The sequence below is a fragment of the Kitasatospora sp. NBC_01266 genome (genome assembly GCF_036242395.1).
GTDB lineage: Bacteria > Actinomycetota > Actinomycetes > Streptomycetales > Streptomycetaceae > Kitasatospora.
Genome location: NZ_CP108458.1, coordinates 6,034,968 through 6,049,837 on the forward strand (window position 1 = coordinate 6,034,968; position 14,870 = coordinate 6,049,837).

8 protein-coding genes are annotated in these 14,870 nt (G+C 69.0%); 2 read left to right on the forward strand and 6 right to left on the reverse strand.

The features are described from left to right. Window positions 1-44: 44 nt before the first annotated feature. Window positions 45-1,190: a transaldolase gene (tal, locus tag OG403_RS26230; protein WP_329568463.1), complete on the reverse strand. Its 1,146-nt coding sequence runs from the start codon at window positions 1,188-1,190 to the stop codon at window positions 45-47. Window positions 1,191-1,288: 98 nt separating this feature from the next. Further along, window positions 1,289-3,388: a transketolase gene (tkt, locus tag OG403_RS26235; protein WP_329568465.1), complete on the reverse strand. Its 2,100-nt coding sequence runs from the start codon at window positions 3,386-3,388 to the stop codon at window positions 1,289-1,291. Window positions 3,389-3,830: 442 nt separating this feature from the next. On the opposite strand from tkt, the gene OG403_RS26240 reads away from it, so the two are divergent. Both OG403_RS26240 and OG403_RS26245 read left to right on the forward strand, forming a co-directional pair. Then, window positions 3,831-4,772, forward strand: coding sequence for a heme o synthase (locus OG403_RS26240; protein WP_329568467.1), 942 nt, complete (start codon window positions 3,831-3,833; stop codon window positions 4,770-4,772). Window positions 4,773-4,932: 160 nt separating this feature from the next. Then, a complete protein-coding gene (locus OG403_RS26245; protein WP_329568469.1) occupies window positions 4,933-5,271 on the forward strand; it encodes a hypothetical protein in 339 nt (112 codons plus the stop codon). Window positions 5,272-5,396: 125 nt separating this feature from the next. Here OG403_RS26245 and OG403_RS26250 read toward each other — a convergent pair whose 3' ends face one another. The 4 genes from OG403_RS26250 to OG403_RS26265 form a co-directional block, all read right to left on the reverse strand. Next, window positions 5,397-6,320, reverse strand: a complete 924-nt coding sequence (locus tag OG403_RS26250; RefSeq protein ID WP_329572570.1) for a COX15/CtaA family protein — start codon at window positions 6,318-6,320, stop codon at window positions 5,397-5,399. A 144-nt stretch (window positions 6,321-6,464) separates the two neighbouring features. Next, the gene (locus tag OG403_RS26255; RefSeq protein ID WP_329568471.1) at window positions 6,465-7,232 is read right to left on the reverse strand and encodes a hypothetical protein; all 768 of its coding nucleotides are present in this window, start codon (window positions 7,230-7,232) and stop codon (window positions 6,465-6,467) included. 319 nt (window positions 7,233-7,551) lie between these two features. Continuing rightward, complete coding sequence (locus OG403_RS26260) at window positions 7,552-7,800, reverse strand: hypothetical protein (RefSeq protein ID WP_329568472.1); 249 nt, start codon at window positions 7,798-7,800, stop codon at window positions 7,552-7,554. Between the two features lie 597 nt (window positions 7,801-8,397). Next, window positions 8,398-14,745 (reverse strand): RHS repeat domain-containing protein, encoded by a 6,348-nt coding sequence (locus OG403_RS26265; protein ID WP_329568474.1) that lies wholly within the window; start codon window positions 14,743-14,745, stop codon window positions 8,398-8,400. Window positions 14,746-14,870: the final 125 nt, after the last annotated feature.

Sequence of the window (14,870 nt, forward strand, 5' to 3'; positions counted from 1 at the left end):
CACTGCTGGGCTCCGCTTTCAGTGCGTCGTGCTGGCGGCGGGTGTCAGTTGCTCTCGGCGGCGAAGGACGCCAGCGAGGCGGTGACGGTGTCCAGCAGCTCCTGCCAGGACGCCTCGAACTTCTGCACGCCCTCGTCCTCCAGCACCTGCACCACGTCGTCGTAGTCGACGCCGGCCGCGGCCAGCGCGTCCAGCACCGCCCGGGCGTCCTCGTAGTTACCGGTGATGGTGTCGCCGTTGACCGGGCCGTGGTCGCCGGTGGCGTCCAGGGTGGCCTCCGGCATGGTGTTCACGGTGCCGGGCGCGACCAGCTCGGTGACGTACAGGGTGTCCGGCAGCGCCGGGTCCTTGACACCGGTGGAGGCCCAGAGCGGGCGCTGCGCGTTGGCGCCGGCCGCCTGCAGGGCCGTCCAGCGCTCGCCGGCCGGCTTCTTGCCGTCCACCGAGCCGAAGACCGCCTCGTACGCCTGGTAGGCCAAGCGGGCGTTGGCCAGCGCGGCCTTGGAGCGCAGCTTGACGGCGTCGCCGCCGATCGCGTCCAGTCGCTTGTCGATCTCGGTGTCCACCCGGGAGACGAAGAACGAGGCGACGGACTGGATCCCGGACAGGTCGATGCCCTTGGCCTTGGCCTGCTCCAGGCCGGTCAGGTAGGCGTCGATCACGGCCTTGTAGCGGTCCAGCGAGAAGATCAGCGTGACGTTGACGCTGATGCCCCGGGAGATCACCTCGGTGATCGCGGGCAGGCCGGCCTTGGTGGCGGGGATCTTGATCAGCACGTTGGGGCGGTCCACCAGCCACGCCAGCTGCTTGGCCTCGGCCACCGTCGGCGCCGTCTGGTGCGCCAGGCGCGGGTCGACCTCGATCGAGACCCGGCCGTCGCGGCCGTTGCTGGCGTCGTAGACCGGGCGCAGCACGTCGGCCGCGTCCCGCACGTCCGCGGTGGTGATCATGCGGACGGCCTCGTCCGTGGTCACCTTGCGGACCGCGAGGTCGCGCAGCTGGGCGTCGTACGAGGAGTCGCCGCTGCCCGCGATGGCCTTCTGGAAGATGGTCGGGTTGGTGGTGACACCCACGACGTGCATGTTCTGGACCAGCTCGGCCAGGTTGCCGGTGTTCAGCCGGGTGCGGCTGAGGTCGTCCAGCCAGATCGCCACGCCTTCGTCGCTGAGGCGCTTCAGTGCGTCAGTCATACTGCTCAGTCCTTAGATCTGTCGGTCAATCAGGAAGCGGGAGAGGCCGCGCGCCCGAGGCACCGTCGCCGGCCGGCTCGGGCGCGCGGCCGGCAGGCCTAGCGGTTGACGGCTTCCAGCGAACGCAGCGACTTGTGCGCGGCGTGCGCCACGGCCTCGGCGGTGATGCCGAACTCCTGGTACAGCACCTGGTAGTCGGCCGAGGCACCGAAGTGCTCCAGGCTGACGATCCGGCCGTGGTCGCCGACCAGCTCGCGCCAGCCCTGTGCGATGCCGGCCTCGACCGAGACCCGGGCCTTGACGGTGGGCGGCAGCACCTGGTCGCGGTAGGCCTGGTCCTGCTCGTTGAACCACTCGACGCACGGCATCGAGACCACCCGGGTCGGGATGCCCTCGGCCTCCAGCGCCTCGCGGGCGGTGACCGCCAGCTGCACCTCGGAGCCGGTGCCGATCAGGATCACCTGCGGCGCGTTGTCCGAGGCCTCGGCCAGCACGTAGCCGCCCTTGGCCGCGCCCTCGGCGGAGCCGAAGACCTCGCGGTCCCAGGTCGGCACGCCCTGACGGGTCAGCGCCAGGCCCACCGGGCCGGGGTGGCTGGAGTAGCGCTCCAGCACGGTGCGCCAGACCACGGCCGTCTCGTTGGCGTCGGCCGGGCGGGCCACCGAGAGGCCCGGGATGGCGCGCAGCGCGGCCAGGTGCTCGACCGGCTGGTGGGTCGGGCCGTCCTCGCCCAGGCCGATCGAGTCGTGCGTCCAGACGTAGGTGACCGGCAGCTTCATCAGCGCGGCCAGTCGGACCGCCGGGCGCATGTAGTCCGAGAAGACCAGGAAGGTCCCGCCGTACACCCGGGTCTTGCCGTGCAGCGCGATGCCGTTCATGGTCGAGCCCATGGCGTGCTCGCGGATGCCGAAGTGGATCGTCCGGCCGTAGGGGTTGGCCCCCTTCAGCGGGTTGCCGGTGGGCAGGAAGGACGAACCCTCGTCGATCGTGGTGAGGTTGGACTCCGCGAGGTCGGCCGAGCCGCCCCACAGCTCCGGGATCACCGCGCCGAGCGCCTTGAGGGTGTCGCCGCTGGCCTTGCGGGTGGCGACGTCCTTGCCGGCCGGGAAGCTGGGCAGCTCCTTCTTCCAGCCGTTCGGCAGCTCGCCGGCCTGGATCCGGTCGAACTCGGTGGCCCGCTGCGGGTTGGCGGCGCGCCACTCGGCGAAGCCCAGCTCCCACTCGGCCCGGGTGGCCTTGCCGCGCTGGATCACGTGGCGGGCGTGGCTGAGCACCGCGTCGCTGACCTCGAAGGTGCGCTCCGGGTCGAAGCCCAGCACCTTCTTGGTGGCGGCGATCTCGGCGTTGCCGAGCGCGGAGCCGTGCGCCTTGGCGGTGTTCTGCGCGTCCGGGGCGGGCCAGGCGATGATCGTGCGCATGCCGATGATCGACGGGCGCGAGGTCTCGGCCTTGGCGGCGGCCAGCGCGGCGGCCAGCACCTGCACGTCGATGTCGCCGTTCGCCTTCGGGGCGACCCGCTGGACGTGCCAGCCGTACGCCTCGTAGCGCGCCAGCACGTCCTCGGAGAAGGCGGTGTGGGTGTCGCCCTCGATCGAGATGTGGTTGTCGTCGTAGATCGCGACCAGGTTGCCCAGCCGCTGGTGGCCGGCCAGCGAGGAGGCCTCGCCCGAGATGCCCTCCTCCAGGTCGCCGTCGGAGACGATCGCCCAGATGGTGTGGTCGAACGGCGAGTTGCCCGCCTCGGCCTCGGGGTCGAACAGGCCGCGCTCGTAGCGGGAGGCCATCGCCATGCCCACGGCGTTGGCGATGCCCTGGCCGAGCGGACCGGTGGTGGTCTCCACGCCGGCCGTGTGGCCGTGCTCGGGGTGGCCGGGGGTGCGGCTGCCGTGCACCCGGAAGGACTTCAGGTCGTCCAGCTCCAGGCCGTAGCCGGAGAGGAAGAGCTGGGTGTAGAGCGTCATGCTGGTGTGGCCGGGGGACAGCACAAAGCGGTCACGACCCACCCAGTTCGGGTCGGTCGGGTCGTGTCGCAGGAAGCGCTGGAAGATGAGGTAGGCCGCGGGGGCGAGGGCCATCGCCGTCCCGGGGTGGCCGTTCCCGACCTTCTGCACCGCGTCCATGGCCAGTACCCGGGCGGTGTCGACAGTCCGCTCATCCAGCTCGGACCACTCGATTGCGTTCGTCGGCATCGTGCTCACCCTTCTCAGGGCTCCTTCCGTATTGAGGTATGACCCCGTGAAGGGACCGGTCAGCCACGACACTGTGGGCCTGACGCTGTTTCGTTAGTGCCGGTCACGGAGGGTTGATCCCGCTGCTGCGGCCGAGCCTACCGTCCGGGCCGTGGCCCGCCTTCCGTACCGCGACAACCGGGAGTTTCGGGTGGCGATTCCCGTTCGTACTGAGTGCAATACGTCGTTACCGCCCGTACCACCTTGGACCGTTTTGTCCGGTCATGTCCCTCGATGGCCCCGGCTCCTCGCCCGCTCACCCGCGGGAGTGCGGCCCGGCCCCGTCAGCGGACCCCGGGGCGGATCGGGAGATATGCACCGTCTAAGGTGGCGTGGTACGCGCAGCGTGAACGGATTCACGAGCAATCGAGCCGGGGACGCCTGCGAAGATTCATCTTCAGTTGGGGTGTTCGTGACCGCCGTTGAATCCCGCCCCGCCGGGGTCCTCGGGACGACCCCCGCGCACCGGCCGCTGGGGGCCCGTGTCGGGGCATTCGTCGCACTGACCAAGCCTCGCATCATCGAGCTGCTCCTGATGAGCACCGTTCCGGTGATGTTCCTGGCGCAGCGCGGGGTGCCAAACCTCCTGCTCGTGCTGGAGGTCGTCGTCGGGGGGTACCTCTCCGCCGGCGGCGCCAACGCGCTGAACATGTACATCGACCGCGACATCGACGCGGTGATGAGCCGCACCGAGCGCCGGCCGCTGGTGACCGGGATGGTCTCGCCGCGTGAGGCGATGGTCTTCGGCATCAGCCTGGGTGTGGTCTCCACGTTGTGGCTGGGCTACTTCGTCAACTGGCTGGCCTCCGGGCTGGCGCTGGCGGGGTTCCTCTTCTACGTGTTCGTCTACACGCTCGGCCTCAAGCGGCGCACCGCGCAGAACATCGTCTGGGGCGGCATCGCCGGCTGCATGCCGGTGCTGGTCGGCTGGGCGGCGGTGACCGGGTCGCTGAGCTGGGCGCCGTTCGTGCTCTTCCTGGTGATCTTCTTCTGGACGCCGCCGCACTACTGGCCGCTCTCCATGAAGGTCCGCGACGACTACGCCAAGGCCGGCGTGCCGATGCTGCCGGTGACGGCGGGCAACCTGGCGGTGGCCCGACAGATCGTCATCTACTCCTGGGTCATGGTGGCCGTCTCGCTGGCCCTGTGGCCGCTGGCGCACACCAGTTGGCTCTACCCGGTGTCGGCCGTGGTGCTGGGGGCGCTCTGGCTCAAGGAGGCGCACGGCCTGCACGCCCGCGCCAAGTCCGGTGTGGTCGGGGCCAAGCTCAAGGAGATGCGGCTGTTCCACTGGTCCATCACCTACTTGACGCTGCTGATGGTCGTGATCGCGATCGACCCGTTCGTCAGGTAGTCGGTTTCGTCAGCTGGTCGGCTTCGTCGGGTAGTCGGACCCGGAACGGCCCTGGTGTGTCGCGGACACGCCGGGGTCGTTCGCTTTTTCCCCGTGCTGTGGCAGGCGGCACATGGGCGCACCGTCGCGAGTTCCGCTACTCGTGGGTAGCATGCCGGACATGAGCAGCGCAGAGACCCCCGCCCCCGCCGCCGTGGACGCCCGTGCCGAGCGCCGGGCCAAGCGCATCGCCAAGAACCTGACCGCGTTCACCGCGCAGCACGGCGGCACCGCCGACGGCGTGGTGGAGTACGTGGGCCGGGACGCCACCCGGATCGTGCTGGTCGGCCAGGACGGCGCTTGGGGCGACCAGGTGGCGCCCAGCTACGCGGTGGGCCGCCGGGCCGCCGAGCTGGCCGGGGTCACGCTGCACGACTCCTTCGAGGGTGAACTCGCCCTGAAGGTACGCACCGGCCCGTACGAGTGGAAGCGGATGGCGGGTATCCAGATCGGCGGCTGACGCTGCCGAGCCGGATCCGCCGGCCGGTACGGACGGTACGGACAAGGCCCTGACCCCCCGGTGCGGTGGGAGTCAGGGCCTTGCCGTGTGTCGGTGTCCTGCTGTGTGCCAGTGCTTCGCGGGGTTCAGACCGCGGCCTGGGCCTCCTGCGCGGCCTGGGCCGGCAGCGTGTCGGCCGGCTCGGCTGCGGCGCCCTCCCGGACCCGCAGCGCCAGCGGGACGCGCAGCACGGCGATCCAGGTCAGCGTGGCGCCGAGCATGTGCAGGCCGACCAGCAGCTCCGGCGCGTCGGTGAAGTACTGCACGAAGCCCAGCACGCCCTGCGCCATCAGCACCACGAACAGCTCCCGGGCCCGGGCCCGGGCGGCCGGCGGGGCCTTGACGGCGGCCAGTACGAAGATCACCGCGAGCGACAACCCGACCGTCACGCAGGCGAAGTCGGTGTGCAGCTGGGCCAGCCGGTCGTAGCTGATCGGGATCCGCGGCACGTCGCTGGAGTCGCCCGGGTGGTGCCCCGCGCCGGTGACCAGCGTGCCGGCCACCACCAGCGCACCCGTGGCGGCCACCAGCACGTGGCTCAGCTGCCTGACCGGCCCGCCGACCAACGCCCGGGGCGGCCCGTCACCCTCCTTGGCCCGCTCCCAGGTCACCAGCGCCACCCAGACCAGCGCCAGCGCCGAGAGCATGTGGCAGGCCACCACGTACGGGTTGAGCTTGACCAGCACGGTGATCCCGCCGAGCACGGCGTTGCTCATCACCACCCAGAACTGCCACCACCCCAGCCGGGTCAGCGACCGCCGCCACTCGGTCGAGCAGCGCGCCGCCAGGATGGCCCAGCCGATCGCCGCGCAGAGCACGTAGGTGAGCATCCGGTTGGTGAACTCGATGATCCCGTGGAAGCCCATCGCCGGCGTGGGCGTGATGCTGTCCCCGGTGCAGGTCGGCCAGGTCTTGCAGCCGAGCCCGGAACCGGTCAGCCGGACCGCGCCGCCGGTGACCACGATGACGACGCTCATCACCAGCGCGGCGAGGGCGGCCCGCCGCACCATGGAGGCGGACGGGTGCCAGCGCTCGGCCAGCAGGGAGAAGGGGGTACGCACCGGTTCATCCTAGGTTGCGCGCTTGCCGATCTTGCGGCGGGGGGAACGTCGGGGGTCGGCGGGTCGGCGCGGCGGTCGGGGATGCCGAAGCTGTCAGGTGCGGCCCACGATTTCCACGTCGGTAGCCGGATGTGCACTGCGCAGCAGGGCGAGGAGTTGTGTGCCAAAACCCGGTCCATCGCTGTGGACAGTCACCAGCACCGTCCCCTCGACGCGCGCGAACGACGAGTTGCCCGACTGGATCGCGTGCCAGATCCCGTTCCCAAGGCTCCTGCACTCTCCGCCTCCTCCCGAGGACATGAGGACGGCGCACGGCGTCCCTGCCGCAGGGCGTGCCTCGAGATAGGCGACCGGGCCGTCGTTCCAGGATCCGTCGTCTGCCAGAAACCCGACAGAGACGGCTCCGTTCGAATATTCGTAGTCATCGGCGTCGTATCCACTGAGGCTCGCCTGGAGAAGCAGATCGCGTGGTGGATGGCCAATTCGGGCCAGGGCAGCCGCAGTCTCGCGTGCGACGATGACCGGCCTGACCACGGGCCAGGACAGGACCAGCAGGCTGGCTGCCGCTGCGCCCGGAACCAGGTAGCGCGGCCAGACCAGAGCTGTGCAGACGGCGACGGCAAAGGCGAGGCCCAGGCCGATCCTGGTCAGGGACACCTCGTCGATCGTCTCGCCCGGGGGCAGGAACCAGTCGTCCGGAAGAAGCCAGGGGGTCGAAGCAAGGGTGACCGCCGCGCCGAGGAACGCGGGGTTTCCTCGATGGGATCCCACTGGAGATCTGACTGCCGCGTAGGCCCTGACCGCCAGTGCCACGGCTATCCCCGTGCGCACGACTGCCCAGCAGAGGTCCTGGATCTCCACGGCACCTTCGACGGCAGCCTTCACGGACATCAGGAGCGGTCCGGTAAGAAAGACTGACAATAGAACCCTGGTGGCAACGGCGCGTGTTGACAGCTTCATTCTCGACTCTCCGTTTTCAACGCGGCACCCCACGCATCGCCCGCGCCTGCCGGGCCGAGCGGACCTGGAGAGCCCCAGCGGTGTCGCGGAGACGACGGCGGCGCTGACGCCGAACACGTAGCGCCAGCTCGGCCCCCGGCCACGGGATGGTCGGTCTGGCCGTGCGTGTTCCTGGGTCGGAGCACATGATCAGGCGAAGGTCGCTCCCTTGAAGACCAAGTCAGAGTCCGCGAATGAGGGCCACGGACAAGGCGATGTCGAGCACGATCAGCAGGATCATTCCAACGCCCGCGATCCGGCCCCGGCGCTCGAGTTCGCGGTACTGCGGGTGGCGGCGCCGGGCGGCAGGATCTTTCGCAGACGGCAGGTCTGCTGGAAGTTTTCCCATCCAGAGCAGTGGAATGGCTGCCAGGGTGAAGATCGAGGCGCCGAACCACAAGGAGCCCTTTGAGCTGTGCCCGATGGCCACCCAGCCCGTGAAAAGTATTGCCGAGAAAGCGATGGATCGTCCTCCCGATCCCCTCCGGACCTGCGGTGGAAGAATTCTGAGCAGGACTGCGGAAAACGCTATAAATCCCGTTGCCGCTAGGGTCCATAGAGCCCAGAGGGGGAACGAGTTCAGATCGATCCGGGAATCAGCAAGAAGCATGACATCGTACTATACGCCGCAATCCAGGCTGTGGCCAGCATCGAGCGTCCATGAAGTGGGCCGTCTCGGTCGCCTGGCCGTGGAGCCGAAAGGTTACCGTTGCCTGCAAAGGTCTCTGGGTCCGCAGCAATGGTGATTGTCAGGGCTCATGTTCCTGCTGATCCTGCCCTTGGACACCGTGATGTGACCAGTGGAGCGTGGCCCCGCTGCTCGGCGGATAGCAGATTTGTGTCGGGCGGGCGCTGCGGGTGTGAGCTGTCAGCTCATCGCTCAGAGTTTTCCCGGTGGCTCCTCGGGGGAATCGGGGAGTGCCGGCCAGGGGCTCGTGCCGATGGCGGCCTGGGTGGATGCGTCTGGCGGGCTCCGGGCCTGTCCGAATGAGAGGAACGGGGTAGACCCGGAGCCTGACGCTCTACATCAGCCTGCCCAGTTGAAGCCGGTGGTCAGACTCAATGGATTCCAGGACTTTTCACCGATATTCGTAGCCTCCCCTTCGGCTGCGCCGATTCCGTTGACCACTTGGTCGAAGGTGTTGGCATATCCGGCCGCCAGGCTCGCTATAGTAGACGCCTTTGCGGCTTCCGGAAGTGCAGCCCTGGCAGCAAGCCCGCTCGCTCTCAGTGATGGATTTCCAGAGTTCTTCAGCTTGGCTATCGCTGTGAGTGCTTGCGTGTCGCGGACGGCAGATGTGGCGGCCCTTGCTCGCAGGATGGAACGTACGGACGTTCCGAAGCCAGCCGCGCCCAGCAGCGTGCCGCCGAGATCGGCATAGGTTTGCCATTTATCGAACGCGCCCGTTCCGTCATTGGTCAAGTCTGTGACGACATTCCAGGCGCTCCCGGCCGTGGCTAGTCCGTCCACGGTGAGAGAGAATCCAGCGGTGATGACGTCGAGGCCAGGGACCTCGGCCGTGGCGATCGCAAGGACGGTCGCGGCCGGTGCGATGCTCCCGGCGACATTGAGCGCCCCATGCAAATCATGGCCAAGACAGCCAAGGAAACCCTTGCACCTGGGCTTCTTGGCAGGTTGCGGCGCACGGTGCGATGGACTGCGATACGACGCATCCGTCGGAGTGGCGGCCGGAACGGATTCTGGGACCGGATCGTGGTAACCCGGCTCGGAGCGGATTTCGTTGACGTTCTGCTGCAGCTGTGCGGAGTTGCCGCCCTGTGCGCCGGTATCGGGGTCGTACAACCTTTGACCCGTCGGGTCGGCACCGGTCACAGGATCATTGCCGGCATAGTCATAGCCGTTGATCTGGGTGGGGTCGCCGATTTCGAACAGAGGGTCACTGCTCAGGAATCGCCCCGAGAGCGGGTCGTAGACGCGGGCGCCGAGGGTTTCGAGGCCGGTGGCGGTGTCGTTGTGGCCGTTGACGTAGCCGTTGTCGTCGGGCCAGTTGGTGGGTGTGGTGCCGCGGGCCTGGCCGAAGGGGAGGTACTGGCGGCGGGTGACGGCCTGGGTGGTGGAGTTGATGGCGAGTTGGTCGGTGCCCTGGCGGTCGGGGGCCAGGTAGTCGACGGTGCCGCTGCTGGTGCGGGCCGCGATCGTCTTGCCGCCGACGGTGTAGGTGCGGGTGCCGCTGACGGTCTGGGTGGTGGTGTTCAGGACGAGTTGGGCGTCGCCGGCGTAGAGGGTGGTGCTGCCGGGGTCGCGTCGGATGAGTTGGTTGCCGTCGGCGTCGTAGACGAAGGTGCTGGTGCCGGCTGTGCTGGTGTCGGTGGCGAGCTTGCCCTGGTCGGTCCAGGTGAGGCTCTGGTTGCCGAGGGTGCCGCCGGTGATGCCCGTGGTGTTGCCTGCGGCGTCGTAGGTGTAGGAGGTGGTGTCGGCAGTGGAGTTCGGGCCGGTGGCCGTGGTACCGGTGAGGGTGTGGGGCTGGTCGCTGCTCGAAGCGGCGGTGGGGTAGGCGTAGTTGGTGGTCGTGTCGTTGCTGGTGTTGCCGGTGGTGTCGTGGTCGGTCTGGGCGAGCCGGTTGCCGGCCGCGTCGTAGGACCAGGACTGCCAGTAGGGGGCGACGGGCCCGCCGACGGTGCTGCTGCTGCCCGGTGAGGGGGTGGCGGCGCAGGCGTCGGTGGCGGTCCAGGCCTGCTGGATGCGGGTGGCGTAGTCGTACTGGAAGCACTGGGTGTCGACGGTGGTGTCGGCGTTCTGCTTGTCCGTGGTGGAGGTGAGCAGGTCCGCGCCCTTGGAGACGGTGGAGTTACCGAAGCCGTAGCTCAGGTCGTCGACGACGCCGGAGGCGGTGGAGGCGTTGGTCTGGATGTCGGTGATGTTCCGGGTCTGCGGGTCGTAGGTGTAGGTGGACCAGACCTGGCTGGTGCTGGGGCCGAAGGTGTACTGGAGGGGCTGGCCGTACTCGCTGTAGCCGACAGCGCTGACGTAGTTCCAGGAGGCGCCACCGGAGGAGCTGAGTGTGGTGGGTTCGCCGAACTGGTCGTAGCCGTAGGTGAGGTTCTCGGCGGGGAGGCCGCCTTCGGCGGGGTCGTTCTGGTTGGTGAGGTTGCCGGTCAGGCTGTAGCCGTAGGTGGTGGTGAAACCGGCGGCGGGGACCAGGGCGGTGCCTTCGCCGGTGAGGGTCATCCGGGTGGCGGCGGGCTTGCCGAGGTTGTTGTAGCCCAGGACGGAGCTGGTGTAGGTGTCGCCGGCGGAGTACGAGGTGGTGGCCGTCGGCAGGCCCTTCTTCACCGTGTCGTAGGTCCAGGCGGCGAGCTTGTTGCTCGTGGAGAGGGTCTGGGTGGTGGTGGTGTCGTAGGCCGCGGTCCTGCGGCCGTCGAGGTCGTACGTGAAGGTGGTCTGCTTGCCGCGGGCGTCGGTGGAGCTGGTCTCCTGGCCGGCGGCGTCGAAGCTGGTCTGGCCGTGGCCGGTGTCGGGGTCGTAGGCGTCGGTCTGCTGGCCGAGCAGGTTGTAGTTCCAGGACCAGCTGTTGCCGGCCGGGTCGGTCTCGGTGGCCTGTTGGTCGGCCGGGGTGTAGGCGTACTTGGTGTCGGTGTAGTCGGAGGCGGGGTCGTTGACGTAGTCCGCCGGGACACCCGACTTGTACTGGATCAGGTCGGTCTTGCGCCCGCGGGCGTCGGTGACGGTGGTGGTGGCGGTTCCGCCGGCCGGCGGGACGGTGGTGGTGAAGTTACCGCCGTAGGTCGTGGTGGTCTGCCAGGTCTGGGTGCCCAGCGCGTAGGCGATGCCGGCGGTCTGGCGGCCGGCGCTGTCGTAGCTGTAGCCGGTCTCGGACGGGACTTGGCCGACCTGCGCCTGGACGTAGCTGGTGGAGACCGCGGACGAGTTGTAGTACGGGTCGGTGGTCTCGGACTGCCAGCCGTCCGTGTTGTAGATCGTGTCGGTGATGGTGCGTCCGCCGTCGACGGTCTGGGTCTGGGCCTCGCGTGCGCGGAGCAGTGCGTCGTAGAGGACCTCGGTCTGCCGGTAGCTGGAGTCGTCGTTGAGCGCGTAGGTGTCGACGATCGACGGACCGCTGTTGGAGACGGTGTACGTGTACTTGAGGTTGGGCGGGTTCGGCGCGGCCTCGCCGGGCTCGTAGACGGCGGTGAGGCGGCCGAGTGCGTCGTACTGCTCGGTGGTCACGTACGCGGCCGGGTCGGTGGCGACCAGTGGCAGGTCGCGCAGCGGGTCGTAGCTGGTCGTGGTGGTGTGGCTCATCGGGTCGGTGACCGCGACGCTGGTGGGCTCGGCGCCGGTGGCCGGGGTGTAGGCCGTGCTGGTCTTGCGGTTCAGCGCGTCCGACACGGCGGTCGGGCGGCCGTACTGGTCGACCGTGGTGGTCTGGGTGGTGGTGTAGACGGGGGTGCTGCCGTTGTAGGAGGAGGCCTTCTGCGTCATCGTCTCGTCGCCGACACTCGGCGCGGCGCCGAGGGTGGTCGAGGAGTCGTAGAAGGTCAGATCGTCGCTGACGATGTTGGCCGGAACGCTCGGTGTGGTGGCGCAGTTGACCGAGACGGTCTTGGTCTCGGCGGGCTTGTCGAGGATCCAGGCCGAGGTGTTGTCGGCGTAGCTGACGGTGGTGCACAGGTCGTCGGCCGTAGTGGAGGTGTCGCCCTGGTCGTTGGTGGCGGTGACCCGGCCGTAGGCGTCGTGGGTGTAGTCGGTCTCGGTGTTGCGGGTGCCGCCGGCGGCCAGCGTGGTGTAGACCTTGGTGTCCGCGGTGCCGGTGAGGAACGCCTGCTGCGAGGGTAGTCCCCCGCTGAGGGCGTGGGTGGCGGTGGCCGACGAGGACCACGGGTCGGTGACCGTGTCGGTGACGGTCGCGCTGCCGTTGAAGACCTGCGTCTCGTAGGTCAGGCCGGCGAACTGGTCGGAGTCGGTGACGGCCGGGTCGCCGCGGGAGTCGGTGACGGTGGCGCTGCGGGTGCCCGAGTTGGGCAGCGTGTCGCCGTTCATGCCGCGGAAGTAGGTGTACTGGGTCTTGGTGACCGGGTCCGGGGCGGTGCCGGTGGAGACGATCATGCCCTGGTAGCCGCGCCACTGGTCCCAGGTGCGCTGGGCGGCTGAGGTGAGCGGGTTGTCGTTGTAGTGCCAGGCGGGTGTGCCGACCGGGGTGTAGCTGGTGACGATGGTGTCGTTGGCCGAGCCGCCGGTGGGGTCCTGCTCGGTCACGTTGGTGACGACGAACTTGTTGAACCAGTCGAGCATCGGGGACGTCTGGCCGGTGGGGGTCCAGTAGTCGGGGAAGCAGAGCGAGGTGTTCTGCGACGGGTCGGACGGCGTGCCGCTCGCACAGCCCGGGGACGAGTAGTTGACCGTGATCGTCTCGCCGGTCTCGGTGGTGATGCCGGTCAGGCGCTGGCGGGTGAGCGGGGTGTATCCGTTGGTCAGGTTGACCCGGTTGGCGAGCGGTCGGCCGGTGAAGGTGACCGGCGGCATCGGGATGGCACTGCTCGAGCCGCCGGCGCTGGTGTCCTGGCCGGTGTGGGTGATGGAGCTCAGCCACAGTGACGGGGTGGTGGAGTCACCGGTCGGGGGGAAGGAGTAGGTCAGCGCCCAGGAGTCGACCGGGGTCTCGGTGGTGCCGACCAGCGCGTCGGTCTGGATGCCCGTCAGCTCGTACTCGGTCCAGAAGGACGGGCTCTGCATCTGGCAGGCGGCTCCGGCGGCGCAGTTGAGGTCGTAGGGGATGTCCGGCCAGCTCGTGGCCGTCGAACTGTTCAGGGTGGACAGGGCGCAGCCGGTGGGGGAGGTGCTGCAGCGCCCGTTGACGCTGAAGGAGACCTGCCCGGCGGGCTGGGTGGAGTAGACCTGGCCGGCCCGCTGACCGTACTGGATCGTGGAGAGGTAGCCGCCGCGAGTGTAGGTGGCGGTGGCGGTGCTGCCGTTGTCGGCGGCGTAGGAGTTCTGCTCGGTGGTGTAGAAGTACGAGACGGCGTCCTGGTGGGTGTCCACCACGTAGTCGAGGTTCCACCGGTAGGCCTGCTGGCACCAGGAGTTGGCGAACGTCGCGTTGTAGCACGGCTGTCCGGCCGCGGTGGCGTAGACGGGCTCGGTCCACACGGAGTTGGTGGTGGTGTTGCCCGAGGTCCAGCCGGGCAGTTGGTTCAACCCGAAGTAGTACTGCGTGCCGTCAGTCGTGGTGACCCGGAAGTACTCGCCGTTCTGGGCGCCGTTGGTCGCACCGGTGAGGTACTCGACGCGTTCGTTCGAGTCGTCCTGTGCGACGTACGTGCCGGTGGCGTCGTCCTTGACCAGGGTGGTGGAGGAGCCGTTGAGCGAGAGCGTCAGGGAGTTGTTGTTCGACCAGCAGTTGTCCCCGGTCTGCGTCGGGCCGGCCGGGTTCTGGCTGCAGGAGGAGTAGGACCGCTCGATGAACGACTCGGGCAGCTGCCACCCGTCACCTACCAACGACGCCTGGTTGTTGGTCGAGGAGGTCAGCCCGTCCACGGACTGGGAGTCGTAGGACAGGTCCAGCTTCGGCTGGAGTCCGCCCGGTACGGCCGGTGCGGAGAACGGATAGCTCCAGGTGAAGGCATCCGAGGAGCCGCCCGCCTGCCAGGCGCCGGACGCCTTGAGGCTGGTCGCGGTGAAGTCCCCGCCACCGCTGCCCGCGCTGGATGAGGTGGTCGCGGCTGCGGCCAGCACCATCGGCTGGGCTGCGGCTGTGGCTGCGAACTGCGCCGAGTCCGCCGACAGCGCCCCGACATGGGCTGTCCCGGAGGCGTGCGGTGCGGCGGGCGGGATGCTGAGGTCCGCCTCCAGGGTCTGGCTCTTGACGTCGTTGTGGAAGACCACTGGAGTCTCGGTGCGGCAGCTCGCCAGCTGAGGAGTGGTCAGGGAGCAGGCCGGCAGCTGGACCAGGGCCAGCCGCTGCCCCCAGTCGCCGCCGAAGGCGTCCTGGAACTGGCGGTACGACAGCGACAGATGGGCGGGGCCGGCGGCGGTGCCCGAGTCGCTGCGCTGTAGGGACAGCAGGGCGCCCTTCACTCCGGCTGCCGCGGCGGCGGCTTGGGGCGCCACGGTCACGTGCACGCTGGAGGGGGCCGACTGCGCGGCGGTCGCGGCGGCTGCCGCAAGCGGGGCCGCCGGCGGGTGGGCGGCAGCACTCAGCTGTACGGGCAAGGCCGCCGCCTGCGCCGTGCCCGTGACGGGTGCGTTGACTCCGCTCAACTGCACGTCAGCGGAGCCCGAGGGCCAGTCGGCCTTGGGTGCCTGCCACTGCGGCATCGCCGGCGGCTTCTGATAGTGGCTCTTGACCGGCGTCACGGGGATCGACTTGTCGTGGCGGACGGCGGGCGCCTTCTGCGGGCCCGCCTCGGCTGCCATCGCAACCGGAGCAACCACTTGTCCGGCTATCACCACGAACCCGGTGGCCATACCCAGGAAGAGCCCGCGTTTGGGGCGCCTCCTGGTTGGTCGTATCTCCCCGTTACCTCTGCTGCGACCTATCC